At 64.9% G+C, this 26993-nt stretch carries 22 protein-coding genes; 5 read left to right on the forward strand and 17 right to left on the reverse strand.

Annotated features, from left to right (window positions below):
* Positions 1-32: 32 nt before the first annotated feature.
* The 9 genes from ubiB to MQW23_RS02520 form a co-directional block, all read right to left on the reverse strand.
* Positions 33-1655: a ubiquinone biosynthesis regulatory protein kinase UbiB gene (gene ubiB / locus MQW23_RS02480; protein ID WP_252106236.1), complete on the reverse strand. Its 1623-nt coding sequence runs from the start codon at positions 1653-1655 to the stop codon at positions 33-35.
* Complete coding sequence (locus tag MQW23_RS02485; protein ID WP_252106237.1) at positions 1652-2320, reverse strand: ubiquinone biosynthesis accessory factor UbiJ; 669 nt, start codon at positions 2318-2320, stop codon at positions 1652-1654. The genes ubiB and MQW23_RS02485 overlap by 4 nt, the downstream gene beginning before the upstream one ends.
* Positions 2321-2372: 52 nt before the next feature.
* Positions 2373-3128 carry a bifunctional demethylmenaquinone methyltransferase/2-methoxy-6-polyprenyl-1,4-benzoquinol methylase UbiE gene (ubiE, locus tag MQW23_RS02490; RefSeq protein WP_252106238.1) on the reverse strand — a complete coding sequence of 252 codons (756 nt, stop codon included), beginning with the start codon at positions 3126-3128 and terminating at the stop codon, positions 2373-2375.
* Between the two features lie 167 nt (positions 3129-3295).
* Positions 3296-3679, reverse strand: a complete 384-nt coding sequence (locus tag MQW23_RS02495; protein WP_252106239.1) for a gamma-butyrobetaine hydroxylase family protein — start codon at positions 3677-3679, stop codon at positions 3296-3298.
* 120 nt (positions 3680-3799) lie between these two features.
* Entirely contained in the window at positions 3800-5122 is a 1323-nt protein-coding gene (gene hslU / locus MQW23_RS02500; RefSeq protein WP_252106240.1) for an ATP-dependent protease ATPase subunit HslU, read from the reverse strand.
* Positions 5123-5132: 10 nt separating this feature from the next.
* On the reverse strand, positions 5133-5666 hold the full coding sequence (hslV, locus tag MQW23_RS02505; protein ID WP_252106241.1) for an ATP-dependent protease subunit HslV: 534 nt from the start codon (positions 5664-5666) through the stop codon (positions 5133-5135).
* Positions 5667-5842: 176 nt separating this feature from the next.
* Positions 5843-6580 carry an SPOR domain-containing protein gene (locus MQW23_RS02510; protein WP_252106242.1) on the reverse strand — a complete coding sequence of 246 codons (738 nt, stop codon included), beginning with the start codon at positions 6578-6580 and terminating at the stop codon, positions 5843-5845.
* A gap of 3 nt (positions 6581-6583) precedes the next feature.
* Positions 6584-8269 (reverse strand): arginine--tRNA ligase, encoded by a 1686-nt coding sequence (gene argS, locus MQW23_RS02515; RefSeq protein WP_252106243.1) that lies wholly within the window; start codon positions 8267-8269, stop codon positions 6584-6586.
* 207 nt (positions 8270-8476) lie between these two features.
* Positions 8477-10735 carry a primosomal protein N' gene (locus tag MQW23_RS02520; protein WP_252106244.1) on the reverse strand — a complete coding sequence of 753 codons (2259 nt, stop codon included), beginning with the start codon at positions 10733-10735 and terminating at the stop codon, positions 8477-8479.
* A gap of 156 nt (positions 10736-10891) precedes the next feature.
* On the opposite strand from MQW23_RS02520, the gene rpmE reads away from it, so the two are divergent.
* The gene (gene rpmE / locus MQW23_RS02525; RefSeq protein WP_252106245.1) at positions 10892-11107 is read left to right on the forward strand and encodes a 50S ribosomal protein L31; all 216 of its coding nucleotides are present in this window, start codon (positions 10892-10894) and stop codon (positions 11105-11107) included.
* Between the two features lie 299 nt (positions 11108-11406).
* Positions 11407-12678, forward strand: a complete 1272-nt coding sequence (locus tag MQW23_RS02530) for a malic enzyme-like NAD(P)-binding protein (RefSeq protein WP_252106246.1) — start codon at positions 11407-11409, stop codon at positions 12676-12678.
* Positions 12679-12936: 258 nt separating this feature from the next.
* Here the strand turns inward: MQW23_RS02530 and MQW23_RS02535 are convergent, their stop codons facing one another.
* Entirely contained in the window at positions 12937-13755 is an 819-nt protein-coding gene (locus MQW23_RS02535; RefSeq protein ID WP_252106247.1) for an acyl-CoA thioesterase, read from the reverse strand.
* A 66-nt stretch (positions 13756-13821) separates the two neighbouring features.
* On the opposite strand from MQW23_RS02535, the gene tadA reads away from it, so the two are divergent.
* Together tadA and MQW23_RS02545 are read left to right on the forward strand one after the other, a co-directional pair.
* A complete protein-coding gene (gene tadA, locus MQW23_RS02540) occupies positions 13822-14274 on the forward strand; it encodes a tRNA adenosine(34) deaminase TadA (protein WP_252106248.1) in 453 nt (150 codons plus the stop codon).
* An 18-nt stretch (positions 14275-14292) separates the two neighbouring features.
* Positions 14293-14832 carry a sterol desaturase family protein gene (locus MQW23_RS02545; protein ID WP_252106249.1) on the forward strand — a complete coding sequence of 180 codons (540 nt, stop codon included), beginning with the start codon at positions 14293-14295 and terminating at the stop codon, positions 14830-14832.
* Here MQW23_RS02545 and crtB read toward each other — a convergent pair.
* The 7 genes from crtB to mltF form a co-directional block, all read right to left on the reverse strand.
* A complete protein-coding gene (crtB, locus tag MQW23_RS02550; protein WP_252106250.1) occupies positions 14759-15697 on the reverse strand; it encodes a 15-cis-phytoene synthase CrtB in 939 nt (312 codons plus the stop codon). The genes MQW23_RS02545 and crtB overlap by 74 nt on opposite strands.
* A complete protein-coding gene (locus tag MQW23_RS02555) occupies positions 15694-17190 on the reverse strand; it encodes a phytoene desaturase (RefSeq protein ID WP_252106251.1) in 1497 nt (498 codons plus the stop codon). Before MQW23_RS02555 ends, crtB begins: the two co-directional genes overlap by 4 nt.
* A complete protein-coding gene (gene crtY, locus MQW23_RS02560) occupies positions 17183-18358 on the reverse strand; it encodes a lycopene beta-cyclase CrtY (protein WP_252106252.1) in 1176 nt (391 codons plus the stop codon). Before crtY ends, MQW23_RS02555 begins: the two co-directional genes overlap by 8 nt.
* Positions 18342-19634, reverse strand: coding sequence for a glycosyltransferase (locus tag MQW23_RS02565; RefSeq protein WP_252106253.1), 1293 nt, complete (start codon positions 19632-19634; stop codon positions 18342-18344). The genes crtY and MQW23_RS02565 overlap by 17 nt, the downstream gene beginning before the upstream one ends.
* Before the next feature lie 22 nt (positions 19635-19656).
* On the reverse strand, positions 19657-20568 hold the full coding sequence (locus MQW23_RS02570; RefSeq protein ID WP_252106254.1) for a polyprenyl synthetase family protein: 912 nt from the start codon (positions 20566-20568) through the stop codon (positions 19657-19659).
* A gap of 172 nt (positions 20569-20740) precedes the next feature.
* Positions 20741-21370 (reverse strand): YtfJ family protein, encoded by a 630-nt coding sequence (locus tag MQW23_RS02575; RefSeq protein ID WP_252106255.1) that lies wholly within the window; start codon positions 21368-21370, stop codon positions 20741-20743.
* 46 nt (positions 21371-21416) lie between these two features.
* Positions 21417-22856, reverse strand: a complete 1440-nt coding sequence (gene mltF, locus MQW23_RS02580) for a membrane-bound lytic murein transglycosylase MltF (RefSeq protein WP_252106256.1) — start codon at positions 22854-22856, stop codon at positions 21417-21419.
* A gap of 163 nt (positions 22857-23019) precedes the next feature.
* Between mltF and purL the strand changes: the two genes are divergently transcribed.
* Positions 23020-26952, forward strand: a complete 3933-nt coding sequence (purL, locus tag MQW23_RS02585; protein WP_252106257.1) for a phosphoribosylformylglycinamidine synthase — start codon at positions 23020-23022, stop codon at positions 26950-26952.
* Positions 26953-26993: the final 41 nt, after the last annotated feature.

Consider the following 26993-nt stretch of genomic DNA (forward strand, 5'->3'; position numbering starts at 1 on the left):
TGTGCTGTCGAGTTAGCGTATCACAAACGCCGTCACTGCCATAAAAGCAGTGCCAGCCCGGCAGCGGCCGCGGCCAGCACCTGCCAGGGCTGCGCCAGCGCCCACTCGCTCAGCGGCTGCCAGGCAAGTGCTACGGCCACCAGCGCGATGCCAACGCGCAGGCGGTGGTGGCGCTTTTTCTGCTGGGTGAATTTCTCGTCGAGCCGGGTGATGGCGTGGGCCTGCTGGTGGCGCTGACGGTGCTCCTGCTCCATGCGTGATAGCGCCTGGTGGGCCAGCACCGGAAGCTCGGGCAACTGGTGGGAAAGCTCCGGCGCTTGGCGCTTGAGCGACTCCCAAAGCCCGCCAATGCCGGCGCGCTCTTTCATCCACTGCTCGAGATAGGGCTTGGCGGTGCTCCATAGATCGAGCTCCGGGTAGAGCTGGCGCCCCAGGCCCTCAATGTTGAGAAGCGTTTTTTGCAGCAGCACCAGCTGCGGCTGGACTTCCATGTTGAAGCGGCGAGCGGTCTGGAAAAGCCCTAAAAGCACCTGGCCAAAAGAGATGTCCTTGAGCGGCTTTTCGAGAATCGGCTCGCACACGGTGCGAATGGCGGCGGCGAACTCGTTGGCGCGGGTATTTTCCCCGACCCAGCCGGATTCGATGTGAAGCGCGGCCACCTCGTAATAGTCCTGATGGAAAAACGCCAGCAGGTTGCGCGCCAGGTAATCCTGGTCTTCCCGGGTAAGGCTGCCGACGATGCCGCAGTCGATGGCGATGTACTGCGGGTCTTCCGGGTTGTCGGCGTTGACGAAGATGTTGCCCGGGTGCATGTCGGCGTGAAAGAAGTTGTCGCGGAACACCTGGGTGAAGAAAAGCTCGACGCCGCGCTCGGCGAGTTTCTTGAGGTTGACGCCTTGCTTGATCAGCGTGTCGAGATCCGCCACCGGCACGCCGCGAATGCGCTCCTGAACCATGACGTGGCGCCGGGTGAAGGGCCAGTAAATGGTGGGCACGAAGAGAAGCGCCGAATCCTTGAAATTGCGCTTGAGCTGAGAGGTATTGGCGGCTTCCTTGTATAGGTCGAGCTCGTCGAACAGCGTCGATTCGTAGTCGCGAATGACCTCGACCGGGCGCAGACGCTTGGCCTCGGGCACCCGGGCCATCAGCTTGGCGGCTCTGTACATCAGCGCCATGTCCTGGCGCATCACCGCGTCGATACCGGGGCGGATGATCTTGACCACCACCTCTTCGCCGGTGTGAAGCGTGGCGGCGTGAACCTGGGCGATCGAGGCGGAGGCGAGAGGGGCGCGATCAAACCGGGCAAAGGCCTGCTCGAGGGACATCTCGAGCTCACGCTCCACCCGCGCCACGGCGAGCTCGCCGGGAAATGGCGGCACCTGATCCTGCAAACGTCTAAGCTCATCAGAAATGTCGTCGGGCAGAAGATCGCGCCGGGTGGAGAGCATCTGGCCGAACTTGATGAAGATCGGCCCGAGTGACTCCAGCGACAGACGCAGGCGCTCGGCGCGGGAGCGCTTGCCTACCGGAATCAGGCGCAGCGGTAAAAACCACATCATCACGCGCAGCCAAAGCGGCAGCCGCTCCATGGGAATCAGCGTGTCGAGGCGGTGGCGCGCGATAACCCACAGAATCTTGAACAGCCGCAGGCTCATGTAAAGCGCTCCCGAGCCGGGTCGGCGTTCTTGTTGAGCCCCGCGTTCAAACGCCGCGTCAGGCGATCGAGGCGCGCTTCCAGCCGGTCGGTGGCCATGTCCAGATCGGTTAGGGCGTCACGTAGCACGTCGCGCTGCGCCCGTCCCGGCAGCATCCGCGCCTCTTCGAAAACGAACTCGGAGAGATCCTGTAAAAGCTCATCTTTTGCACGCAGCCCGAAACGGTTCAGGCGGCGAACGCCTTCGGCCAGCGAGTGGGCGGGCGTGGCGCCGATCCAGCCGGCAAGCTCGCCTTCCCAGTCGAGCTCCAGATCGAAAAACAGATCGCGGGTCGCTTCCAACAGGCCAATACGCCCGCGCACCGCGAGCTTGCCGTCGAACATCAGCCGCTCGATCGAGGCGCCGCTGAGCCACTCCGAAAACGTTTCCGGGGTCAGCTCGACGGTTGCATCCGCCTCGGCTTCATCCACCTCGTCACCGGGGAGCAGGTCGACGCCGGTTTCATGGTAGGCGAGCAAAAGCGCCAAGTGCGGTTTTTCTAGCCGGACCAACAGCCGGCTGCCCGCGAGGGCCGCCAGCCGGTTGGGTGCGGCCGGGTCGCGGGCGAGCAGGGCATTCAGCGTGCGTTCGCATCCAGCCAGAAGCAGGGGCGGGGTCAATCGCATGCGCGCCTCGATTGTCGCGTCAATGGAGCAAAAAGCGTTGCGCTGCCAGGTGTCATAGCTTGATGCCGCGGTGAAGCGCGACGATACCGCCGGTGAGGTTGGTGTACTCCACCCGCTCGAGCCCCGCGGCTTCCATCATCGCCTGCAGCGTCGGCTGGTCCGGGTGCATGCGAATCGATTCGGCCAGGTAGCGGTAGCTCTCGCCGTCTTTCGCCACCAGCTCACCGATTTTCGGCAGAAAGCGAAACGAGTACTCGTCGTAGGCCTTGCTTAGAAGCGGGTTGCCAGGCTTGGAGAACTCCAGCACCAAAAGCCGCCCGCCGGGCTTGAGTACCCGCGCCATGGATCGCAGCGCGGCGTCCTTATCGGTGACGTTACGAAGGCCAAAGGCGATGGTGATGCAGTCGAAGTGGTTGTCCGGGAAGGGCAGGTTCTCGGCGTTGGCCTGCACGTACTCGACGTTGCCGCCCACGCCCTGGTCGATCAGCTTATCGCGGCCGACGTTCAGCATCGAGGCGTTGATATCGGCCAGCACCACCTTGCCGCGCGGGCCGACCATGCGCGAAAACTTGAGCGTCAGATCGCCGGTGCCCCCGGCGATGTCCAGCACCCGGTGACCGGGGCGCACGCCAGAGCGCTCGATGGTCAGGCGCTTCCATACCCGGTGAATGCCAAAGGACATCAGGTCGTTCATCACGTCGTAGCGCGCGGCCACCGAGTGAAACACATCCGCGACTCGCGAGGCTTTCTCGTCGAGCGGGACTTCCTGATAGCCAAAATGGGTGGTGCGCTTTTCCGTGGGGCTCATGAGGCGACGGGCTCCCGAGTTCGAGGCGGATATCGATGACGTTGCGATCATCGCTGGTTTAGGTTGGCTGTATTGTAGCCTTCTCCCGGCGGTTTTGTCTGCGCCCGGGTCACTTAACCGCGGCGCACGCTTCTCGCCGCAAGGCGGGCTTTCAGTACGTTAGCGCCTCAAAGCTGTTTGAACTGAATGCCCGCCGGCTCGCGAGAGGCGCCGGCGTCGCTGAGCGCCTGCAGATACTCCGCCCAGTAGGCATCCTGCTGGGTGGCGAGTTCATAAAGGTAGTCGTAGCTGTAGAGGCCGCTGTCGTGACCGTCGTCGAAGTGCAGCTTGAGTGCGTAGTGGCCAACCTGGCTGATGTCCATCAGGCCCACGTCGCGCTTGCCAGTTTGCAGCACGGCGGTGTCGGCGCCGTGGCCGCGCACCTCCGCCGACGGCGAGTAGACGCGCAGAAGCTCGATCGGCACGCGGTAGTGCCGATCCCCCGGGTAGGTGAGCTCCAGCAGGCGGTTTTTCTTGTGGTAGTGCACGTGGGTGGGAATCGGGCTATCCATCGGGTGAACTCCCCAAAGCGGTTATCGACACGGTAATGAGCAAACGGGCGAGTGAATCACCCGCCCGTTTGCGTTGTTGGTTTTAACGACGGCATGTGGCCGTCAGGCCTTGCAGCGCCGTTATAGAATGTAGCGCGACAGGTCCTCGTCAACGGCCAGCTCGCCCAGCTGTGCGTTGACATAGTCGGCGTCGACCACCAGTGGGCTATCCATATCGCCGCCCTTGAACGAGGCCTCTTCGAGCAGGCGCTCCATCACGGTGTGCAGCCGGCGGGCGCCGATGTTTTCGGTGCCTTCGTTGACCTGCCAGGAGATCTCGGCGATACGCTCGATGCCGTCCTGAGTGAAGTCGACGTCCAACCCTTCGGTGGCGAGCAGCGCCTGATACTGCTTGGTCAGCGAGGCCGAGGGCTCGGTCAGAATGCGCTTGAAGTCGTGAGGCGTGAGCGCATCGAGCTCGACGCGAATCGGCAGGCGGCCCTGAAGCTCCGGAATCAGATCCGATGGCCGCGAGAGATGAAACGCGCCGGAGGCGATGAACAGGATATGGTCGGTCTTGACCATGCCGTACTTGGTGGAGACGGTCGAACCCTCAATCAGCGGCAGCAGATCGCGCTGCACGCCTTCGCGGGAGACTTCGCCACCGCTCGACTGGCCGCTGCCCTTGGCCACCTTATCGATCTCGTCCAAAAACACGATGCCGTGCTGCTCGACCGACTCCACCGCGCGGGCCTTGATCTCTTCCTCGTTGACCAGCTTGCCGGCTTCCTCGTCGCGCAGCAGCACTAGCGCCTCTTTCACCGTGACCTTGCGATGCTCGCGCTTTTGCTGGCCCATGTTGGAAAAGAGACTCTGCAGCTGGTTGGTCATCTCCTCCATGCCCGGCGGGGTCATGATGTCCACGCCCTGGCCTTGAGAAGACACCTCGATCTCGATCTCCTTGTCATCGAGCTGGCCTTCGCGGAGCTTCTTGCGAAACGACTGGCGGGTGGCGTTCTCTTCGCGCGGCTTGTCTTCCTGGCCGCGGGGCGGCGGCAGCAGCGCGTCGAGTACGCGATCCTCCGCGGCGTCCTCGGCGCGGTGGCCGACCTCTTCCTTGGCGTGCTCGCGGACCATCTTGATCGCCGCTTCCATCAGGTCACGAATGATCGACTCAACGTCGCGGCCGACATAGCCGACCTCGGTGAACTTGGTCGCTTCGACCTTGATGAAGGGCGCACGGGCGAGCTTGGCCAGGCGCCGGGCGATTTCGGTCTTACCCACGCCGGTCGGGCCGATCATGAGAATGTTCTTGGGCGTGACTTCCGGGCGCAGATCCGTGTCGAGCTGCATGCGCCGCCAGCGGTTGCGAAGCGCAATGGCCACGGCGCGCTTGGCGTCCTGCTGACCAATAATGTACTGATCGAGGGCGTGAACGATTTCGCGGGGTGTCATCTGGGTCATGAAAAAAGCCTCAACGGTCGTCAATGTTCAGCTCTTCGAGCGTGACGTGGTGGTTGGTGAATACGCAGATGTCGCCCGCGATTTGCAGGGATTTTTCGGTGATTTCTCGCGCGCCGAGCTCGGTGTTCTCGAGAAGGGCGCGGGCGCTGGCCTGTGCGAAGTTGCCGCCGGAGCCGATGGCGATGATGCCGCGCTCTGGCTCAACGACGTCGCCGTTACCGGTGATGATCAGGGAGGCGCTGTGATCCGCCACGGCTAACAGCGCCTCGAGCCGGCGCAGCGCGCGGTCGGTACGCCAGTCTTTCGCCAGCTCCACGGCGGCCTTGGTCAGATGGCCCTGGTATTTCTCGAGCTGCGCTTCGAAACGCTCGAACAGAGTGAAGGCGTCCGCCGTGCCGCCAGCGAAGCCCGCAAGCACCTTGCCCCGGTAGAGGCGGCGCACCTTGCTGGCATTGCCCTTCATCACGGTGTTGCCAAGCGATACCTGGCCGTCGCCGGCGAGGGCGACCTGGTTGCCGCGGCGTACGGATACGATCGTGGTCATGGAGATGACTCCTTGAGGGAGAAAAGACTCCCGATAACTTATCGGCCGCCTTGCGGCCGCAACTAAAGCGCGTAAAAACCTGAGCGATTCACCACAAAATGCGGGCGGTCGATAAAAAATCAACCGCCCGCTTAGGGTTCTGCTTGGCTTTTATGACCGCGCCCACGCGGGGCGCGTTAGTTTTGCAGCTGAATCAGCAGCGGCTCGATGCCCTGGGTGGCCATCAGGTCCTGGGCGCGGTTGAGCTCGCGGGTGTCCTCGTAAGGCCCCACCTGAACGCGGTGCCAGATATCGCCGCTGGCCTGCACCTCGGTGATCTGCGCCAGCAGGCTCAGGTTGCGAAGCCGCGAGCGCAGCTGCTCGGCGTCCGCAAGCTCCTTGAACGACGCCGCCTGCAGCATGTAGCGGTTGGGCGTGGCGGGCGCCTGCGCCGCGGGCTCGGCCGGCGTTGCCGGAGCGCTTTGGGCCTGATCCTCGGGGCGAGTGTTGGCGGCGATCACCTGGGCGATCGGATCGTCGCCGGAGGCGCCGTCATTCTCGGCGTCCGCCGGCGGCGCTTCCGGGCGATTGACCGTCGAGGGCAGCGCTCCGCCCGGGGCGATGACTTCGGTTTCCGGAAGCAGGGTGTAGAACTCGAAGGTCGGCATCGAGGGCTCGGCGTCACCTTCGGTCTGGCGCGCGGCGCTGCGCTCGTCACTACCCGGCGGCTTTGGCAGCACCGTCGCCTCGGGCGTGGCGTTTTGCTCCTGCCAGGGGGCGGTGCCGTGCTGATGCTGGGCTAGAAAGAAACCCACGGCGATACCGGCCAGCGCCCAGAGCCAGCCCGGCAGACGAAAACCGCTGCCGGGCTCTTTCGGCGTTTTACGCTGGCTGGTTGCTCCGCGGCGGCTGGGCCGCTTGCGCGCTTTGGCCATGGTTTACATCTCCTCCGGGGCGCTGACCCCCATTAGATCGAGCCCGTTGCGCAGCACCTGGCGGGTGGCCAGGCCCAGCGCCAAACGCGCGTTTCGAGTCGCGTCGTCGTCGACCATCACTTTCACCGCGTTGTAGCAGGTGTGAAAGTCCGCGGCCAGATCCAGCAGATACTGGGAGATCTGCTGCGGCTCGCGGGCGCGGGCGGCCTGCTCGACCACTTCCGGGTAGCGCGCCAGGCGATTGAGCACCGCCTTCTCCTGGTCGCTATCAAGGATCGCCAGATTCGCCATCGCCTGATCGAAATCGAAGGCGCGAGATTCGGCGTCGGCCTTTCGCATCATGCTGCACACCCGGGCGTGGGCGTACTGCACGTAGTAGACCGGGTTGTCGTTGGACTGCGAGCGGGCCAAATCGATATCGAAGGTGAGCTGGGAGTCCGCCCGGCGCGCGGCGAGGAAGAAGCGCGTGGCGTCGCGCCCCACTTCGTCGATCAGATCGCGCAGGGTGACGTAGCTGCCGGCGCGCTTGGAGAGCTTCACCTCGACGCCGGAGCGGGTCACCATCACCATCTGGTGCAGCACGTAGTCCGGGTAGCCCTTTGGAATGCCGACTTCCAGCGCCTGAAGCCCGGCGCGTACGCGGGTGACGGTCGAGTGGTGGTCGGCGCCCTGCTCGTTGATTACTGTCTTGAAGCCGCGGTTCCACTTGTTGTGGTGATACGCCACGTCCGGCAAAAAGTAGGTATAGCCGCCGTCCTGCTTTCGCATAACGCGGTCCTTGTCATCACCGAAATCGGTGGTGCGCAGCCACATCGCGCCATCTTCCTCATAGGTGTGGCCGTTGTCGATCAACTGCGCGACGGTCTCCTCGACCTTGCCCTGCTCGTAGAGCGAGGATTCGAGGAAGTAGACGTCGAACGCCACGCCGAAGGCCTTGAGGTCCAAATCCTGCTCGCGGCGAAGCCAGGCGACGGCGAAATCGCGAATGGCGTCGAGATCTTCCGGGTCCGCCTTGCCGGTCACTTCCCGGTCGTCGGCAGAGACGGTCTTGCTGGCCAGATAGTCCTGGGCAACGTCATTGATATAGTCGCCGCGGTAGCCGTCTTCCGGCCAACTGTCGTCGTCCGGGCCGAGCCCCCTGGCGCGGGCCTGTACCGAGAGGGCCAGGTTCTGGATCTGGGCGCCGGCGTCGTTGTAGTAGAACTCACGGGTCACTTCAAAACCGGTGGCCTCCAGCAGTCGGCTCAGGCAGTCGCCGATCGCGGCACCCCGGCCGTGGCCTACGTGCAGCGGGCCGGTCGGGTTGGCGGAGACGAACTCGACCTGCACCTTCTCGCCCTGGCCGATGAGGCTTCGCCCGAAGGCGTCGCCGGAATCGAGCACCTGCACGATGATCTGCGCGGCGGCGTCCGTGGCGGCAAAGAAGTTGATGAAACCGGGGCCGGCGATCTCGGTGTTGGCGATCGCGTCGCTTTCGGGCAGCGCTTCGACGAGCTTCTCGGCGAGCTCACGCGGCTTCATGCCGGCGGGTTTGGCCAGCATCAGCGCCAGGTTGGTGGCGTAGTCTCCGTGGGCCTTGTCCTTGGTCGGGTCGATCTTGATCGTCGGGGTCAGATCAACAGGCAGCACGCCCTGGTGCTTGAGCGCGTCGATGGCGCCCTGGAGCAGGGAAGTGATCGTTTCTTTCATTTGAATATCCGAAATTTTGGGTGGCGGCGTGTGCGTCTAATCGTGCGCGTTCGGTAAAAAGGGGCGGTCGATGTTGACGTTTGAAAGCATCGACGCAAAAAGGCCCGGTACACGTAAAACCGCCATTATCGGCAATTGGCGCCCACTTTCAAAGCCGTATCGGGTTCGAAAGCGAGCACTCGCCGTCTTGCCTGAGCTTTTGGGCGCTTACGCCAGCGTCTGCGGGTCGATGTCGATCGACCAGCGTACGCTGCGTGCCTCGCGGTGAGCGTCCAGCCACTGGACCAGATAGTTGGCCGCAGCGTGGCGCTGGCTGCGCTTGTCCGCGGCGATCAGCACGTGCACGTGGTAGCGGTTTTGACGCCGCTCCATCGGCGCGGGCACCGGCCCCAGGCAGCGCGCCTGCACGCTGGATACTTTGAGCCACTCTCTCAGCGCCTGGGCGGCGCTTTGGGCCAGCGAAAGCGCAGCCTGCTCCTTTGGGCTCTCCAGACGTAGCAGCGCCATGAAGCCAAACGGCGGCAGTTTGGCTAGCCTGCGCTCCTCGAGCAGGTTGCGCGCAAGCGCCCCGTAGCCGTGCTCGGCCAGCTGGCCCAAGTGCGGGTCGTCCGGATGCAGGGTTTGCACCAGCACCCGGCCCGGATGGGCAGCGCGCCCGGCGCGCCCGGCCACCTGTTCGAGCAGCTGGGCGCTGTGTTCGAGCGCGCGGAAGTCCGCGCTGTAGAGCCCGCCGTCGGCGTTGATCACCACCACGAGCGTGACGTGGGGCAGGTGATGGCCCTTGGCGAGCATCTGGGTGCCGACCAGAATGCACGGCTCGCCGCGGTGAACCTCCTTGAGCACCTGGTCGAAACTGTCCTTGCGCCGTGTGCTGTCGCGGTCGATACGGTAGATCGTGGTGTCGGGAAAAAGCCCCGTCAGCGTCTCCTCGGTGCGCTCGGTGCCGGCGCCGAGCGCGCGTAAATCGCCGCTGCCACATTCGGGGCAGGCGTCCGGCAGCGCCCGCCGGCTGTCGCAGTGGTGGCAGGCCAGAAGCGGCGGCTGGCGGTGCAGCGTCATGCGCGCGTCGCACTGGTCGCAGTCCGCCATCCAGCCGCAGCCATGGCAGGCAAGGCGCGGGGCGAAGCCGCGCCGGTTGATGAACACCAGTACCTGCTTGCCGGCGGCCAGCGTCGACTTGATCGCCTTGAGCGCGCCGGGCAGAAGCCCGCCCTGGCGGCGCTGATGGCGAAGGTCCAGAAGTTCGAGTTTGGCCGGCGGGTGGCGGCTCGGGCGCTGGGTGAGACGCAGGTGGCGGTAGTCGCCGCCCAGCGCGCGCTGAAGGCTTTCGAGTGACGGCGTGGCGCTGCCCAGCAGAAGCGGTATCTGGTGATGGTGGGCGCGCGCCACGGCCAAATCGCGGGCGTGGTAGCGAAGCCCGTCGTGCTGCTTATAAGAGCCGTCGTGCTCTTCGTCGACGATGATCACCCCGGGTTTGGCCAGCGGCGTGAAGATCGCCGAGCGGGTGCCGATCACGATCAGCGCGCGCCCGTCGGCGGCGGCTTCCCAGGCGTCCATGCGCTCGGCGTCGTTGAGCCCGGAGTGCAGCGCCACCACCGGCACCTTGAAGCGGCTTTTAAAGCGCGAAAGCGTCTGCGGGGTCAGGCCGATCTCCGGCACCAGTACCAGCGACTGCTTGCCCTTGGCGGCGACCGCCTCGATCAGCTGCAGATAGATCTCGGTCTTGCCGCTGCCGGTAACGCCTTCCAGCAGGCAGGGGTGGTAGCCGTTCAGGTTTTCGTGCAGCGCGGCCAGCGCCGTTGCCTGCTCGCGGTTGAGCGCAAGCGACGGCGAGGCGAGCAGGCCCGATGCGGTGTCGACCCGCCGGCCCGCCTGGCGGGCGAGCTCCGTTGAAGTGATCAGTCCCTTGCGGGCAAGCGCGCTGAGCTGCTCTTTGGTATAGCCGTGGGCGCTGATCGCCTGGGTCGGCAGGCCATGGGCGTGCTGGCGCAAAAGCGCGTAGAGCTCGGCCTGTTTGGGGGCGTTTTTAAGCGAATCCGGCGTCTGCTCGCCGACGGCCTGCCACTGGGTGACGGTGCGTCCGGCCATGGGGTAGCCCTGACGGAGCCTTGCCGGCATGGCCAGCTGCATGGTGTCGCCCAGGCCGTGCTGGTAGTAGCGCGCGGTGAAGTGGCAAAGCCACTGCCAATCTTCTGGCAGCGGCGCCTCATCGAGCACCTCGGAAATCGGCTTTAACTTTTCGCGGGGCAGCGCGCTTTGCGCGAGCAAATTAATGACTACGCCCACCACGTCGCGCCGGCCAAACGGTACGCGCACGCGAAGCCCCGGCTGCCAGCCGCCGGCCGGCGGCTGGCAGCCGGGCAAATAGTCGAACAACTGACGCAGCGGCGAGGGCAGGGCCACCTGAAGCGCGCCGGGGGCCGTGGGCGCCTTTGGAGCGGGCGTTGAAGAAAAGAAAGCGGGCAATTGGCCTCCGGCGTAAAAGTTGCTAGAATATGCGCCCGCTACACGTTTTACCAACCCGGTTTTATGTGAGCGACTATCCGGTTAAGCAGTTATTTCAACCCCCTATGCGGTGCCTGGCAACGGATCAGGTGGCGGCATAAGCGAGTGAGGTTCACGATGAAACAAGGTATTCACCCGAATTACAACACGGTCACCGCGACGTGTTCTTGTGGCAACGCCTTCCAGGTGGGTTCTACCTCCGGTCAGGACTTTTCTCTGGACGTGTGCTCCAACTGCCACCCGTTCTACACGGGCAAGCAGAAGCAAGCGACCACCGGTGGCCGCGTAGAGCGCTTCAACAAGCGCTTTGGCGCTGCCATGAAGCGCGGCTAAAACGCCCGCTTGCCGGCACACACGTGCCGGTGCCAAAAACCCACGCCTCGGCGTGGGTTTTTTTATACCCATGAAATAATGGAAAGTTTTTCCATAAATGCTGCGGCGCATCAATAAGCAAAGCGTTATGGCTCGAGCGCTTTGCTATAAGTTCTACCAAATAGAGGCTAAAAGTTTTTATTTTTAAGCAACGTGACGTCAAATGTCGATATTCGTGTTTAGGTTGACGGCGCTTGAGGCTCTTCGGCTTTTTCTATACTCTTGAGTCACTTTTCAACTTTAGGATGACGGATTTGACCATGACAGATGCGAACCGGCAGGCAGCGCTCGACTATCACGCTAACCCCATTCCAGGAAAGCTATCGGTCGAGTTGACCAAGTCCACCGCCACCGCTCGTGATCTGTCGCTGGCTTACAGCCCGGGCGTGGCGGAGCCGGTACGCGAAATCGCCGCCGATGCCGAAAACGCCTACCGCTACACCGGCAAGGGCAATCTGGTCGCGGTCATTTCAGACGGCAGCGCCATTCTGGGCCTCGGCAACCTGGGGCCGCTGGCCAGCAAGCCGGTCATGGAAGGCAAGGGCGTGCTGTTCAAGTGCTTCGCCGGCATCAACTCGGTCGATATCGAGGTCGACGCCGAGAACCCGCAGGCGTTCATCGACACCGTGGCGCGCATTGCCGATACCTGGGGCGGCATCAATCTTGAAGACATCAAGGCGCCGGAGTGCTTCGAGATCGAAAAGGCGCTGATCGAGCGCTGCCGGGTGCCGGTCTTTCACGATGACCAACACGGCACCGCGATCGTCACCGCCGCGGGCATGCTCAACGCCCTGGAGATCGCCGGCAAGCGCATCGAAGACGTCAAAATCGTCTGCATGGGCGCAGGAGCGGCGGCGATCGCCTGCATGCGCCTTCTGATCAGCTGCGGAGCCAGCGCCGAGAACCTGGTGATGCTCGACCGGCGCGGCGTGATCCATAGTGGGCGCGAAAACATCAACGAGTACAAGGCGGAATTTGCCCGCGATACCGAGATGCGCACCCTGGATGACGCCATCGACGGCGCTGACGTCTTCATCGGCCTCTCTGGCCCTGGCCTTTTGAGCGCCGAGCAGGTCAAGAAGATGGCCAAGGATCCGGTCATCTTCGCCTGCACCAACCCGGATCCGGAGATCCACCCGGACGTCGCCCGCGAGGCGCGCCCGGACGTGATTATGGCGACCGGCCGCTCGGACTTCCCTAATCAGGTCAACAATGTACTGGGCTTTCCGTTCATCTTCCGCGGCGCTTTGGACGTGCGCGCCACGCGCATCAATGAGGCGATGAAGCTCGCCGCGGTGCACGCGCTGAAGGACCTGGCCCGCGAGCCGGTGCCGGAAGAGGTATTGAACGCCTACGAGCGCACCGAGATGAGCTTTGGCCGCGAGTACATCATCCCCACGCCGGTAGATGTACGCCTGCTCGAGCGCGTCTCCTCCGCCGTCGCTCAGGCCGCCGTGGACTCCGGCGTGGCGCGCAAGCCGTATCCGGCCCACTACCCGCTGAAGACGATCAACAACGTGTACGGCGGCTGATCCTCGACCTGAGAAGCTCCGTCGCAAAAATGCCCGCCCAAGCGGGCATTCGAGTTTAGCCACTAACGTGAATGCTCGTTTGGGTGCGGTCTCGGACTGCCCTACGCGGGGGCGCTATGAATACCTCCCTGTACGCTACTTTCGCCATCCCTGGCGAAAGACCCCCGCTACGGGCAGTCCGAGACGCGATATCCAGCGTGCTTTAGAAGTGACTGCCAATCTGAATAACAGCAAATTCAGATATTTTGAAGTCTCAACTCAAGCCTGTGGGTAGCGCGTCAGACCTTCCTGAGCGGTGGAGGCGATCAGCCGCCCTTGGCGGTCGAAGATGCTGCCGCGGGCAAGTCCTCGGGCGCCGCCGGCCCAAGGCGAGTCGATGGAGTAGAAGAGCCACTCGTCGACGCGGGTGTCCTGGTGCAGCCATAGCGCGTGGTCGAGGCTTGCGATGCGAAGCTTCGGGTCGCCGAACTCGACGCCATGGGGAATCAGCCCGGTGGTCAGCAGGTTGAAGTCCGATGAGTAGGAGAGCAGGTGGCGGTGAAGCGCCGGATCCTCGGGCAGCTCCCCTTTGATGCGAAACCAGAGCCCGCGTCCAGCCGGGGCGGCGGGAGTCGGGTTTTGGTCGAGGTGCAGAAACTCGATCGGGTGGCCGGGAAAGCGCTCGTGCTTGACGTTGCCTTCTTCGATCAGCGCTTCCGGGGCAGGCACGTCGGGCATGGTGAGCTGGTGCTCGAACCCCGGCTCCGGGCTTTGAAACGAGGCGCTGCAGAAAAAGATCGGCCGGCCCTTCTGGATCGCGGTGATGCGGCGGGTGGTGAAGCTTTTGCCGTCGCGTACGTTGTCCACCTGATAGACCACCGGGCGATGTGGATCGCCCGGGCGCAGAAAGTAGCCGTGCTGGGAGTGGGGCAGACGCTCGGGTTCCACGGTGCGCGACGCCGCTGCCAAGGCCTGGCCGAGCACTTGGCCGCCGTAGAGCTGGGGAAAGCCCAGATCCTGGCTCTGGCCGCGAAACAGCGTCTCCTCCAGGGTTTCGAGATCCAGTACGTTCAATAGCGTCTTCAGCGCGTCGTTCATTCTCGGTATCCTATGGCGTTTAGCCGCTTTCTCGATCGACTGGCTACCTTAGCGGAGTTCGCCCCGATGCGCAGCGACGAATTTTACATGTACCGGGCGCTGGATCAGGCGCACCGGGCCGCCGCCACTGGCGAGGTGCCGGTGGGGGCGGTGGTTGTCGACCCCAAAGGCGAGATCATCGGGGCCGCTCACAATGCCCCGGTCGAAAGCCGTGACCCCAGCGCCCACGCGGAAATTCGCGCGCTGCGCGCGGCGGGCGAGGCGCTTGGCAACTATCGCCTTGACGGCTGCACCCTGTATGTCACATTGGAGCCCTGTATGATGTGTGCAGGCGCCATGGTCCACGCGCGCATCGCACGGCTGGTCTACGCCGCCGCCGAGCCGCGCACTGGCATGGTCGAATCGAAGGCCAATCTGCTCGCCCAGCCCTGGTTCAATCACCGCGTCGAGGTCGAGGCCGGCGTACTGGCAGGGGCTTCGAAAAAGCTTTTGAAGGCGTTCTTTGCAGAGCGCCGCTAACCCAAAGAAGGAGCCGCGATGCACGTGCTGCTCAATACGCTGATCGTAGTGCTCACCGTCGCCTCCATGGAAGTGGTGGCGACACTGGCCCACAAGTACATCATGCACGGCTTTGGCTGGGGCTGGCACCGCTCTCACCACGAGCCGCGCACTGGCTGGTTTGAGCGCAACGACCTTTATGCGGTGGTGTTCGCGCTACTCGCCATCGTGCTGATCGCTTACGGCACCGCCGGCGCTTGGCCACTGCAGTGGATAGGCGCCGGCATGACCGCCTACGGGGTGATCTACTTCGTGCTTCACGACGGGCTGGTGCACAAGCGGTGGCCGTTTAGCCTCATCCCGCGGCGCGGCTACATGAAGCGCCTTTACAAGGCCCATCGGCTGCATCACGCGGTGAAAGGCCGCCACGGCGGCGTGTCGTTTGGCTTCATCTACGCCCCGCCGGTGGAGAAGCTCGAGGCCACGCTGCGACGGCGCAAGGCCGCTAACGCGGGCGCTGCCAAAGGCTCAATGAGCGCGGAGTCGAGCTCCGCCGAGCCCGAGACCCCAGCGCGCTAGCCCCGCCGGCCAGCAAAAGCGCGACTTTTTCACTTCGTCCGGTACTTTGACGCCCGTTCCAAGCGAGCTTGCCCGCTCGGGTCACCTTCACGCCGATTTTGCGATACGCCCCGAGCGCGGTGGCGATCGCCCAGGCCGAGCGTAGCGGCAACTGCTCGATGCCGATGCGCGCCGATGCGTAGTAGGGCTCCGCCGCCTCGATCAAGCGCGCCGAGACGCGCGCGAGCGCCTCGCGCTGATTCGGGTCGAGAATGTCTTCGACGCTCAAGCCTTCCTCACGCAGCCACTCGCCGGGCACGTAGCAGCGGCCCACTTCGGCGTCCTCGACGATGTCCCGGGCGATATTGGTGAGCTGAAACCCAAGCCCCAGATCGCAGGCACGATCGAGCACCGCCTCGTCGCGCACGCCCATGACGCGGGCCATCATCAGCCCCACCACCCCCGCCACGTGGTAGCAGTAGCGCAGCGTGTCCTCAAACGTTTCATAACGCTCGTCGCGCACGTCCATGGCGTAGCCTTCCAGATGATCGAACGCTTGAGAGGGCGGAATGGCGTGGGTCAGCGCCACCTCCTGAAAGGCGGCGAAGGCGGGCTCCTCCATCGGCTCGCCTTTGAAGGCGCGCGCGGTTTGGGCCTTGAGCTCGGCCAGGCGCGCCTCGCTCTGCGCTTTTTGCTCGCCTTCCGAGGGCGCGTTGTTGAAGCCCAGGGTTTGATCGTCGATCACATCATCGCAGTGGCGACACCAGGCGTAGAGCATCAGCGCGGCCCGGCGCGTTTGCCGGTCGAAGAGTTTCGAGGCGCTGGCGAAGCTCTTCGAGCCCGCCGCCATGGTCACGGTGGCGTGATCGAGCAGCGCCTCGCTCATGCGTTTTCCTTCTCTGACGTTAACCGCTCCACCATCAGCCCGGCGGTCGCCTTGGCAGAACCGATCACGCCGGGAATACCCGCGCCCGGGTGGGTGCCAGCGCCGACCAGATACAAATTGTCGATCTGGCTGTCCAGGTTGTGCGGGCGAAACCAGGCGCTCTGGGTCAGAATCGGCTCGATCGAAAACGCCGAGCCCTGATGGGCGCCGAGCGTATCGCGAAAATCGAAGGGTGTGAACGTGCGGTGGGTGACCAACTGGCTGCGTAATCCCGGCATGTAGTGCTTCTCCAGATAGTCGAAGATGCGCTCGCGCAGTTTCGGGCCTTCGACCTCCCAATCGAGCGCAGCGGTGCCCAGGTGCGGCACCGGGGCCAGCACGTAGTAGCTGCCGCATCCTTCCGGGGCAAGCGAGGGGTCGGTGACACACGGCGCGTGCAGGTAGAGCGAGAAGTCCTCGGCCAGCCCGTCGCTATTGAAGATTTCGTCGATCAGCTCGCGATAGCGCGGCCCAAAGCAGACCGTGTGGTGGGCGAGCTGGGTGTGGTTATGATCAAGGCCAAAGTAGAGCACGAACAGCGAGTTGCTCATGCGCTTGCCCTTGAGCTTTTGGGCCCGCTTGGCACCCACCGGGTGGTGGCCGAGAAGTTTTTCGTAGGTGTGCACCACGTCCGCATTCGACGCGACGGCCCGCGCCGGAATCTCGCGGCCATCATGGAGCGTCACGCCGCGGGCGCGGTTACCCTCCATCTCGATACGCTCGACCTTGGCATTGACCAGTATCTCGCCGCCCAGGTCCTCAAACAGCTTTGCCATGCCCTTGACCAGCGCGCCGGTGCCGCCACGGGGAAACCACACGCCCCATTTACGCTCCAGCGCGTGGATCAGCGTGTAAATCGACGAGGTGGCAAACGGGTTGCCGCCGACAAGAAGCGAGTGAAACGAGAACGCCTGGCGCAGGTGCTCGTCCTCGATGTACTGCGATACCTTGGCGTAAACGCTCTTCCAGGCCTGCAGCTTGGCAAGCTGGGGGGCGGCGCGCAGCATGTCGCGAAAGCTCAAAAAAGGCACCGTACCAAGCTTGACGTAGCCCTCGTCGAACACCGCCTTCGAGTAGTCGAGAAAGCGGTGATAGCCCTCGACGTCCTTGGGGTTGAAGTGTTCGATCTGGCGCTCGAGGTTGGTTTGGTCGTTATCGTAATTAAAGACCTCGCCGGACTCCCAGCAGAGCCGATAAAACGGCGTAACCGGCAGAAGCTCGACGTACTGGTCGATACGCTTGCCGGCCAGTTCGAATAATTCCTCGAGGGCGCTGGGGTCGGTGATCACCGTGGGGCCGGCGTCAAACACGAAGCCTTCGTCTTCGTAGACGTAGGCGCGCCCGCCGGGCTTGTCGCGGCTTTCCAAAAGCGTGGTCGGAATGCCCGCGGCCTGCAGCCGGATGGCCAGCGCCAGGCCGCCAAAGCCCGCGCCAATTACGATCGTTTTACTCATCTTTGAAGGCTCGCAGCCGAGGGGTTTGTTTAAGCACGGCCGGAATGGCCTCGCGCACCGGTACCGGGGGCTTGCCGGAGACGATGCGCGCCTTATCCAAAAGCGTGGGTCGACCGGCGTAGAAGCGCTCGATCAGGCCGTCGTTCAGCGTGTAGAAGCGCTGCATGACCTGCCAGCGCCGGTCCGGTTTGCCTGCCAGAAACAGCATGCGGTTGAGCATGCGAAAAAACCGCTGCTCACGCCAGCGCCGCCGAGCGAAATTGTCGATCAGCTCGAACAGCGACGCGGCATCAAAATGCGTCTGTGCGGCGATCGCGTCCGCCAGCGCCACCGCGTGGGGCAGCGAGTAGCCGGTGGTGGCGTGAAAGAGCCCGGCGCGCAGACCGCTTCTCGGCTGGCCCTGGGCGGCCTGCCAGAAGGCGTCGATGTCGCCGTCCAGAGTGATCGGCAGGTGGCCGTGCTCTTCGCGCTCAAGCGCTTCGAGCGCCCAGCCCTGGCGTTCGGCGTAGGCGGCGATGTTGTTGCGAGCTCGCGCCGGGTCCAGATCCGCCGCGTCGACGTAGTGGGTATCCTCGATCAACAGCGTGTACTCGTCGAGCGGCAGGCTGTAGACGAAGCGGTAGCCGCCCTGCTGGTCGACGGTAGCGTCCATCATGATCGGCCGGGTCAGCCCGTGGGGCGTTTTGATCCGCCACTGCTGGCCCAGAAACGACTGGTAGCCGATGGTCAGGTGGGGCGACGTGTCCGGGCCGCGCCCGTCGATCACCGCGCCCGCCGTGAGCGCCGTGCCGTCCTCGAGCGTCACGCCGGTCGGGGTGAGGGCGGCTACACGGGTATCGGTCAAAAGCCGCTCGCCGAGACTCTCTTCGAGTACCTCGGCGAAGCGCTCGGCGGTCACGCTCAGGTAGTCGCTTTCCAAATGCCGGTTGAACGCGGGAAAGCGCACCTCGTAGCCGGGCCAGCGGTGGGCCACCAGCGGCTCGACCCAGGCGTGCTGCTCAGAACTCAGGTCGTGCTGGTGAAACGACCAGGTGTGGTTGCCGCCGGGGCGGGGGCCGGCTTCGATCACCAGCACGTCGAGGTTCGGGTGGCGCTTGCCAAGCCGCCAGGCGATCAGGGCGTTGGCAAGCCCCGCGCCGACGAGAATGAGATCATACGACTGCTTCATGGGCGCTCTCCGTGTAAACCGGGCGGTGCGTGGTCAGCGCCTGCTCGGCGATCGCGGCGGCGCGCTCGGCCCCGCCGGCGGCGCGAAGCGGCGCCTGGAGCGCGGTGAGCCGTTCACGATAATCAAACGCGTCGAGCCGGGCGAGCTTTTGCGAAAGCGTCGCCGGGCGCGAGAAACTGAAGGCGCGCTCGCCAAGGCCGTGATACAGCACCCGGGCCGCCACGCCCGGCTGGTCGAAGGCCAGCGGCACGACCAGCATCGGCGTGGCGGTATCGATGGCATCGACCACGGTGTTGAGCCCGCCGTGGGTGATGACCGCCTCCGCGCGGGTAAGCGCTTCGCGCTGGTCGACGAAATCCACCGCTACTGTGGCCCCGGCGCGCGTAAGCGCCGCCTCTTGCGCTGCGTCCAGCTTGCCACAGTGGGCGATCAAAAGCGCTTTGCCTTGGCGTTTGCACGCCCGGGCGATTTTCTTGAAAAGCCCAAAGCGGTGGCCCTGCAGCGTGCCGAGCGAGGCGAACACGAAGCGCTCGGGAAGCGGCAGCTCCTCCAGACGCCGGTGGCGGGCGCCGGCGCCTGGCAGGCGTAGCGGGCCGACGGCGTGGAAGGTGTCGGGAAGGCGTGTACGGGGAAAGTCGAAGGCGAGCGGCGTCTGGCTGATCTGGGCAAGCGGTGACAGGCACTCGTGAAGCCCGCGGCGCGGCGAAAGCCCGAAGGCGAGGGCGTGGCGCTCGACCATCTGCGCGTGGCGGCCCATCATTCGATCATAAATGCGCTCGCTGGTGGCGTACATGCCTTGAGCGCGCTCAGACTCGGCAAGGCGAAACGGCATCACCGGCAGCGGAAGGCCTGTCTCGCGGTTGACCGGCAGCGCGCAGGCCACCGACACGAAGGGCAAGCCGAGCCCCTCGGCGACCAGGGCGCCGGCGGGCTCCATCTGATCGGCGATCACGCCTTCGATGCCGAGCGCCTCAAAGGCGGCAGGAAGCTCGCGACAGAGCATGTCGGTGGTTTCGGCCAGATCGCGAATCATGGCGAAGAGTCCGGCCCCTGAAGGGGTTGCCAGCCGGTCAAGCGTACGCGCCAGGCGCCCCTCGGGGTGGCTTTTTTGGTCCGCCGCGGAAAAGCCGATGCGCGGCTCGCTGACAAGCGGCCGAGCGTCGGCCTGGTGGACGAACGTGACCCGGTGGCCGCGGGCGATCAGGCAGGCGGCGAGCGCCTCGAGCGCCTTGACGTGGCTGTAAAGCGCCGGGGCCACGATGGCGAAGTGGCTCATAAGGGAATCCCTGTTGACCGGCTCAAGGCGCGCCGATCACGGCGAGCTGCTGGCGAAACCAGCCCTGCACGAAGGCGCGAGTGCGCCCGCCCCGGGGGCAGGCGGTGGCCAGGTGCGTGTCGGCGCGGGCCAGGTGCGCGTCCAGGCGCTCGCGCACGGCGCGCTCGCCAAGCGTTGCCACCAGCGTCGACTTGCCGGCGTCCTGGTGAAGATCCTTGCCCGTGCCCATCACGCCGTCGGCCAGGTCGTCAATCAGTTGAAAGGCCTGGCCGAGGTCCTCGGCGAACAGTGCAAGCGCCTGTTGAGCCTGCGCGTCGGCGTTGGCCGCCAGGCCCGCCAGTGACAGCGTGGCGCTAAAGAGCTTGCTGGTTTTAAGATCGTTGGTGGCGAGAATCGCATCGACGCTACGCGCGCCGGCGCCTTCGCTCAAATCCAGAAACTGCCCCTCGACCAGCCCCTGAAGGCCCACCGCGCGGGCAAGCGTGGAGACCGCCGTCGCGCGGCGCTCGCTTTCAAGCCCGGGCGCCTCGGCGGCGATGGCGTAGGCGTGGCTCAACAGCGCCACCGAGGCCAGAATGGCGACGCTTTCGCCGAACTGGCGATGAATGGTGGGGCGGCCGCGGCGAAGTTCGGCGTTATCCATGCAGGGGATGTCATCGAGAATCAGCGAGGCCGCGTGGATCATCTCCACTGCGCAGGCGAGATCGAGCAGGCCGTCGGTGTCGGCATCGGCCGTAAGGTCCTGGGCGGTCAGCAGCAGCAGCAGCGGGCGAATCCGCTTGCCCGGGGCGAGGGTGGCCTCGCGCATCGCGCGGGCGACCCGCTCGGTTTCGGGGGCCGCCGGCAGGCGCTCGTCGAGTCGCCGCTCCAGGGCCGCGCGCAGCGCCTCGATTGGGTCTCGATGGCTTGTCAGTTGGTCGGCGTCGGCATTCATTAAAGCGGTCCCTGGCATTTCGTTGTTCGTGGCCATCGTTGCACATCAAGCGGCGAGCACGCGGCAACGCGCGCGCAAAGGCCTGCGCGCCCGTGGCCATTATGAAAAAGGTTTTAACATCAACGGGCAGTGCTTGAAAGCCACCGCGCGTGAAAGTCACGGTGCTTGAAAGTCAATGTCCGTTCTGGCCGAGCACCTGGGCGTCGAACCCGCTTGGCTCCGGCGCGTTTGAATCGAGCATCGCGTGGAGAAGCTCCATGACGTGGTTGACCTCATAAAGCGTCAGCGGGCCGTCCTTGGCAAAGCGTACGCGCCCGGCGGCGTCGTGGACGACCACCGCCGAGCCGCCGCGCTCGAGATTCCAAGCGCTCTGTACCGCGCTTTGATCGTCCACCACGAACTGCACCTCGGGCACGTCGCGCTTGCTGCCCTCGACGCTTTTGCGCACGAACATCGCACTGCCGAAGACCGCATCGTCGGTGTTGACGATGGTGGTGGTCTGAAAGCGCTCGTCGGGAAAGTGGGCCGCCTCGATTGCTTCGATGATCGGCGCGTTCAGGTCCTTGGCCGAGAGCCGCCCGGCGACGTGCAGCACCACGCCGACGCTGCCGGCAAGCGCGCTGGTATCCCAGGGTTGGTAGCGAAGCGCGCCCTCCTCGAGCACGACTTCTCCGCGGTCCGCTACGCGCACCGCGGCCGGCGGCTCGCCGGTTTCAAAAGCGGCGGCGGGGGTGAGCGCTGACGCTACCCAGAGCGCGGCGGCGGCTAGCCCGGCCGCGGTTGACGTGAAGCGGTCTCGCATTGTGCTCTCCCTGGGGCAAGCGGCCCCGGTCAGGTGGTCGGTGTCGTCAAGGCGGCGCGCCGGCCTGGGCAAGGCCGGTCTGGCCGAGCTGGAAAAACTGCTGGCGGCTGCGCTCGACGTAGCTCAGCATTTCGTAATAACGGCGAATGTTGCGCACGTAGATCACCGGCTCCCCGCCGCGAGCGAAGCCGTAGCGGGTCTGGCTGTGCCAGCGGCGCTGCTGTAAAAGCGGCAGCGCCTCGCGCACGTCCGCCCACAGGTTCGGGTCGCCGCCGCGCATTTTTGCGATATCGCGGGCGTCATATAGATGCCCAAGCCCCACGTTGTAGGCGGCCATGGCCATGTAGAGGCGGTTGTCGCCGATGATCTCCTCGGGCAGGCGCTCCTCGAGGCTTCTCAAATAGCGCGCGCCGCCGTCGATGCTCTGCGCCGGGTCGCGGCGATTGCTCACGCCCAGGTCGCTGGCGGTGGGTTGGGTCAGCATCATCACCCCGCGCACGCCGGTGGGCGACACGGCGTCCGCGTCCCAGTGGGACTCCTGATAGCCCACTGCCGCCAACAGCTTCCAGTCGAAACCGGTCGCCAGGGCGGCGCGTTTGAAAAGCGGCGCGAACTCGGGCAGGCGCTGGTCCAGGTGGCTCAAAAAGGTCCTCGTGCCGACGTATTCTAGATAGTCGTCGTGGCCGAAGTAGCGGCTGATCAGGCGCTCGAGCGCGCCGTTTTCGCGCTGCTCGTCCAGAAAGCGGTCCGCGGCTTCCAAAAGCCCAAGCCCCTGGCCCGAGGGCAGCGCCCAGACCAGCGAGCGCGGCTCGCCCAGAGCGAAGCCACGCTCGACGTTGGGGAAAAACAGCCGGTTGACGCGAAACTGGTGGTCGAAAATCACCGCGGCGTCGAGCTCCTCGTTTTCGACCATCGCCAGCAGCTCGGCGATTTCGCTGCCCTCCAGCGCCTGCCACTCGAGCTTGGGAAGCGTGCCCTTAAGCGCTTCGAGCATCTGCTCGGTGCCCGAGGCGCTGAGCGTGCCGACCTTGAGCCCTTCCAGGTCGGCGGGGCCGTTGATGGCGTAGAGCCCGCGGCGATACACCACCAGCGGCTGCATGTCGATGATCGGCCTGGTGTAGTGAAGACCCGGCGTATCCGGGGCGAGCGGCAGGGCGGCGGCGCCGATGTCGCCCTGTTCGCGCACTGCGTCGAGCACCTCTTCCGGGGAGTGGCGCGCGTCGAGATTCAAGCTCACGCCAAGATACTCGGCGAAAAGGTGTAAAAGCTCGTACTCGAAGCCGGTCGGCCCCTGGCGGCCTTCATAGTAGGTGGTAGGCGTGGTGCGGGTGTGGGCGGTGATGAAATCCTTTTCCAGCACGCGGTCCAGATGCTCACGCGGCGTTTTGCCGGCGCCGGCGGGTACCAGCGTCAGCCAGACAATGCTGATGACGGCCCAGTAAAGGCGGTAGTGGGCGAGAAAATGTCGGCAGTACAGTGTCGGCATGGCGCGGGGTCGGTGTAAAACAGGCAGTCACCATACCCAGCCCGGTAGACGCTGTCACCTTGTCGATTTCGTATCAAAGCCGCTTTCCAGTATCATGTGCGCCTGTCGCACTGCGGCTTGGTGATTTCCCGCTCGAACTCTCTTAGCTTTAGAGGCCCCAGATATGCTCGAACTGCGAGGCGCGCCCGCCCTTTCTGCCTTCCGTCATGACCGGCTTTTAAAAGCGCTGCGTGAACGCGTTCCCGAAGTGACGGCGCTGGACGCCCACTACGTTCATTTCATCGACTGTGCGGCAGCACTCGACGACACCGCCCGCGCGCGGCTGGCCGAGCTTCTGGCGTACGGAAGCTTCGAGCCCCAGGACACGATCGAAAACCCGACCCGCCTGTGGGTGGTGCCGCGTCTGGGCACCCAGTCGCCCTGGTCGACCAAGGCGACCGATATCGCCCATAACTGCGGGCTTGGCAGCGTTCGCCGCATCGAGCGCGGCATCGAGTACCGGGTCGGGGGCGAACGGCTCGACGAGCAGCAGCGGGAAATCATCGCCGCCGAGCTTCATGATCGCATGACCGAAACCGTGCTGTGGGACGACGCCGAGGCCGAAAAGCTCTTCACTCGCCTGGAGCCGGCGCCGCTGGGGTCGGTCGATATCCAGCAGGGCGGGCGCGAGGCGCTGGCGGTGGCCAACGATGAGCTGGGGCTGGCGCTGACCGACGACGAGATCGACTACCTGGTCGATGCCTTCGGTGAGCTTGGCCGCAACCCAAGCGACGTCGAGCTGATGATGTTCGCCCAGGCGAACTCCGAGCACTGCCGCCACAAGATCTTCAACGCCGACTGGGTCGTCGACGGCGAGGCCACGCCGCAGTCGCTGTTCAAGATGATCAAGAACACCTTTGCAAGTTCGCCGGACAACGTGCTCTCGGCCTACAGCGACAACGCCGCCGTGATCAAGGGTAGCCAGGCCGGGCGCTTTTTCCCTCAGCCTCTGACCGGCGCTGCCGGCGAGCGCGCCCTGTACGGCGCCCATCAGGAGCCGATCCACATTCTGATGAAGGTGGAGACCCACAACCACCCCACGGCGATCGCGCCGTTTCCCGGGGCGGCGACCGGCTCCGGCGGCGAGATTCGCGACGAAGGCGCGACCGGCATCGGCGGCAAGCCCAAGGCGGGCTTGGCGGGCTTCACCGTGTCGAACTTGCGTATCCCCGAGTTCGTCCAGCCCTGGGAGGCGTTCGACTACGGCAAGCCCGAGCGCATGCAGTCGGCGCTTTCGATCATGCTCGACGGCCCCATCGGCGGCGCGGCGTTCAACAACGAGTTCGGCCGCCCGAACCTGACCGGTTATTTTCGCACCTACGAGCAGGACGTGCTCAGCGGTGACGACATCAAGCGCCGGGGCTTTCACAAGCCGATCATGATCGCCGGCGGGTACGGCAACATTCGCGCTCAGCACGTGCAGAAGGGCGATATCCCCATCGGCGGCAAGCTGATAGTGATGGGCGGGCCGGCGATGCTGATCGGGCTTGGCGGCGGCGCGGCGTCGAGCGTGACCTCCGGCACCTCGAGCGCGGATCTCGATTTTGCCTCGGTGCAGCGCGAAAACCCGGAAATGGAGCGCCGTGCTCAGGAAGTGATCGACCGCTGCTGGGCGATGGGCGACAAGAACCCGATCCGCTTCATCCACGACGTGGGCGCCGGCGGGCTTTCCAACGCCTTGCCGGAACTGGTCAAGGACGGCAACCGCGGCGGGCTTTTCGACCTGCGCGCGGTACCCAACGCCGAACCCGGCATGAGCCCGCTCGAGATCTGGTGCAACGAAGCCCAGGAGCGCTACGTGCTGGCCGTCGCCCCGGAAGACCTCGACACCTTTGATGCCTTCTGCAAGCGCGAGCGCTGCCCCTATGCGGTCGTCGGCGAGGCGCTCGAAGAGCACCATCTACAGGTGCGCGACGGCCACTTCGAGAGCAAGCCCGTCGATCTGCCCATGAGCGTGCTGTTCGGCAAGGCGCCGAAGATGGAGCGCGCGTTCACCCGCGAGCACCCGGAACGTTCTGGCGTGATGCTCGACAACCTGGATCTGCGCGAGGCGCTGGATCGCGTGCTGCGCCTGCCGGCGGTGGCCTCGAAAAGCTTTTTGATCACCATCGGCGATCGCTCGATCACAGGGCAGGTGGCGCGCGATCAGATGGTCGGCCCCTGGCAGGTGCCGGTGGCGGACGTCGCCGTGACCACGGCGAGCTTCGATACCCACGCCGGCGAAGCGATGGCGATGGGCGAGCGCCCGCCGGTGGCGCTGATCGACCCGGCGGCCAGCGCCCGTTTGGCCGTGGCCGAGACGATCACCAACTTGGCCGCCGCGCCGATCGCCAAACTCTCCGATATCAAGCTCTCCGCCAACTGGATGAGTGCGGCGGACCGCCCCGGCGAAAACCAGGCGCTGTATGACGCGGTCTACGCCGTCGGCATGGAGCTCTGCCCGGCGCTCGGTATCGCCGTGCCGGTGGGCAAGGACTCGATGTCGATGCACACCGCCTGGCAGGGCGAAAACGCTAAAGGCGAAGCTGAGGAGAAGAGCATCACCTCGCCACTGTCGCTGATCGCAACCGGCTTTGCCCCGGTGATCGATGCGCTCGCCACCCTTACGCCGCAGATCAACATGGAGCAGGAGGAGTCCGACCTGATCCTGATCGATCTGGGCGGCGGCAAGAACCGCCTCGGCGGCTCGGCCTTGGGCCAGGTGTACGGCCAGCTCGGCGACGAGTGCCCAGACGTCGACGACCCGGAGGACATCAAGGCGTTCTTCGAGGTGATCCAGGGGCTCAACCGTGACGGCAAGCTTCTGGCCTATCACGACCGAAGCGACGGCGGGGTGCTGGTCACGCTGCTGGAAATGGCCTTCGCTGCCCACGCGGGTCTGGAGATCAAGCTCGACTGGCTGATCGACGAGCCGGTCGAGGCGTTCAGCGCGCTGTTCTCGGAAGAGCTTGGTGCGGTGATCCAGGTCAACCGAGCGCACACCGAAGAGGTGCTGACCCAGTTCGCCGTGGCCGGTATCGAAACCTGCGGCGTGATTGCGCGCCCGCGCTACGACGATCAGGTGCGCGTCACGCTGTTCGAAGAGCCGCTGCTGGAAACCACGCGCCAGCTGACCCAGCGCACCTGGTCGGAGACCAGCTACCGGATGCAGGCGCTGCGCGACAATCCTGAGTGCGCGAAGAACGAATTCGACAACCTAATGGACCTGCGCGACCCGGGCCTTTCTGCGGCGCCGAGTTTCGATGTCAACGAGGACGTCAGCGCGCCGTTCGTCAACACCGCCAAACCGGCCGTGGCGGTGCTGCGCGAGCAGGGCGTCAACGGCCAGGTCGAAATGGCTTGGGCGTTCGACAAGGCGAATTTTGACGCCGTCGACGTGCACATGAGCGACATTCTCGAAGGGCGCGTGTCGCTCGACGAGTTCAAGGGGCTGGTCGCCTGCGGCGGCTTCTCCTATGGCGACGTGCTCGGCGCCGGCGGCGGCTGGGCGAAGTCGATTCTGTTCAACGAGCGCGCCCGTGAGCAGTTCCAGGCGTTCTTCACCCGCGACGATACGTTCAGCCTGGGTGTGTGCAATGGCTGCCAGATGCTCTCGCAACTGAAGCCGCTGATTCCCGGCGCCGAGAGCTGGCCCGAGTTTCTGCGCAATGAGTCCGAGCAGTTCGAGGCGCGCGTGGCCATGGTGCGGGTCGAGAAGAGCCCGTCGATTCTGCTCTCCGGCATGGAGGGATCGACGCTGCCCATCGCCGTGGCCCACGGCGAAGGCCGCGCGGCGTTTCGCGACAGCGCCCATCTGCGCAGCATGCAATCAAGCAGTCAGATCGCGCTTCGCTACATCGACAACTACGGCCAGGTCACCACGCGCTACCCGGCCAACCCCAACGGCTCGCCTTCGGGCATTACCGGGCTGACCACGCCGGATGGCCGGGTCACCATCATGATGCCCCACCCGGAGCGCGTCACTCGCGCGGTGACCAACTCCTGGCGGCCAAGCGATTGGACCGAGGATGGTGCCTGGCTGCGGCTTTTCAGAAACGCCCGCGTCTGGCTGGGCTGATACGCGGCTCGCGTTCTGGCGTTGGGCCTAGCGCATAAAAA

Origin of the sequence: Halomonas sp. S3-1-1, from assembly GCF_023757625.1 — a bacterium.
In the GTDB taxonomy this organism is placed as follows: Bacteria; Pseudomonadota; Gammaproteobacteria; order Pseudomonadales; family Halomonadaceae; genus Vreelandella.

What these genes read in the sequence shown, in the direction of transcription:
- ubiB (WP_252106236.1), bottom strand. Translation starts at nt 1,655, where the DNA reads ATGAGCCTGCGGCTGTTCAAGATTCTGTGGGTTATCGCGCGCCACCGC.
- MQW23_RS02485 (WP_252106237.1), bottom strand. Translation starts at nt 2,320, where the DNA reads ATGCGATTGACCCCGCCCCTGCTTCTGGCTGGATGCGAACGCACGCTG.
- ubiE (WP_252106238.1), bottom strand. Translation starts at nt 3,128, where the DNA reads ATGAGCCCCACGGAAAAGCGCACCACCCATTTTGGCTATCAGGAAGTC.
- MQW23_RS02495 (WP_252106239.1), bottom strand. Translation starts at nt 3,679, where the DNA reads ATGGATAGCCCGATTCCCACCCACGTGCACTACCACAAGAAAAACCGC.
- hslU (WP_252106240.1), bottom strand. Translation starts at nt 5,122, where the DNA reads ATGACCCAGATGACACCCCGCGAAATCGTTCACGCCCTCGATCAGTAC.
- hslV (WP_252106241.1), bottom strand. Translation starts at nt 5,666, where the DNA reads ATGACCACGATCGTATCCGTACGCCGCGGCAACCAGGTCGCCCTCGCC.
- MQW23_RS02510 (WP_252106242.1), bottom strand. Translation starts at nt 6,580, where the DNA reads ATGGCCAAAGCGCGCAAGCGGCCCAGCCGCCGCGGAGCAACCAGCCAG.
- argS (WP_252106243.1), bottom strand. Translation starts at nt 8,269, where the DNA reads ATGAAAGAAACGATCACTTCCCTGCTCCAGGGCGCCATCGACGCGCTC.
- rpmE (WP_252106245.1), top strand. Translation starts at nt 10,892, where the DNA reads ATGAAACAAGGTATTCACCCGAATTACAACACGGTCACCGCGACGTGT.
- MQW23_RS02530 (WP_252106246.1), top strand. Translation starts at nt 11,407, where the DNA reads ATGACAGATGCGAACCGGCAGGCAGCGCTCGACTATCACGCTAACCCC.
- MQW23_RS02535 (WP_252106247.1), bottom strand. Translation starts at nt 13,755, where the DNA reads ATGAACGACGCGCTGAAGACGCTATTGAACGTACTGGATCTCGAAACC.
- tadA (WP_252106248.1), top strand. Translation starts at nt 13,822, where the DNA reads ATGCGCAGCGACGAATTTTACATGTACCGGGCGCTGGATCAGGCGCAC.
- MQW23_RS02545 (WP_252106249.1), top strand. Translation starts at nt 14,293, where the DNA reads ATGCACGTGCTGCTCAATACGCTGATCGTAGTGCTCACCGTCGCCTCC.
- crtB (WP_252106250.1), bottom strand. Translation starts at nt 15,697, where the DNA reads ATGAGCGAGGCGCTGCTCGATCACGCCACCGTGACCATGGCGGCGGGC.
- MQW23_RS02555 (WP_252106251.1), bottom strand. Translation starts at nt 17,190, where the DNA reads ATGAGTAAAACGATCGTAATTGGCGCGGGCTTTGGCGGCCTGGCGCTG.
- crtY (WP_252106252.1), bottom strand. Translation starts at nt 18,358, where the DNA reads ATGAAGCAGTCGTATGATCTCATTCTCGTCGGCGCGGGGCTTGCCAAC.
- MQW23_RS02565 (WP_252106253.1), bottom strand. Translation starts at nt 19,634, where the DNA reads ATGAGCCACTTCGCCATCGTGGCCCCGGCGCTTTACAGCCACGTCAAG.
- MQW23_RS02570 (WP_252106254.1), bottom strand. Translation starts at nt 20,568, where the DNA reads ATGAATGCCGACGCCGACCAACTGACAAGCCATCGAGACCCAATCGAG.
- MQW23_RS02575 (WP_252106255.1), bottom strand. Translation starts at nt 21,370, where the DNA reads ATGCGAGACCGCTTCACGTCAACCGCGGCCGGGCTAGCCGCCGCCGCG.
- mltF (WP_252106256.1), bottom strand. Translation starts at nt 22,856, where the DNA reads ATGCCGACACTGTACTGCCGACATTTTCTCGCCCACTACCGCCTTTAC.
- purL (WP_252106257.1), top strand. Translation starts at nt 23,020, where the DNA reads ATGCTCGAACTGCGAGGCGCGCCCGCCCTTTCTGCCTTCCGTCATGAC.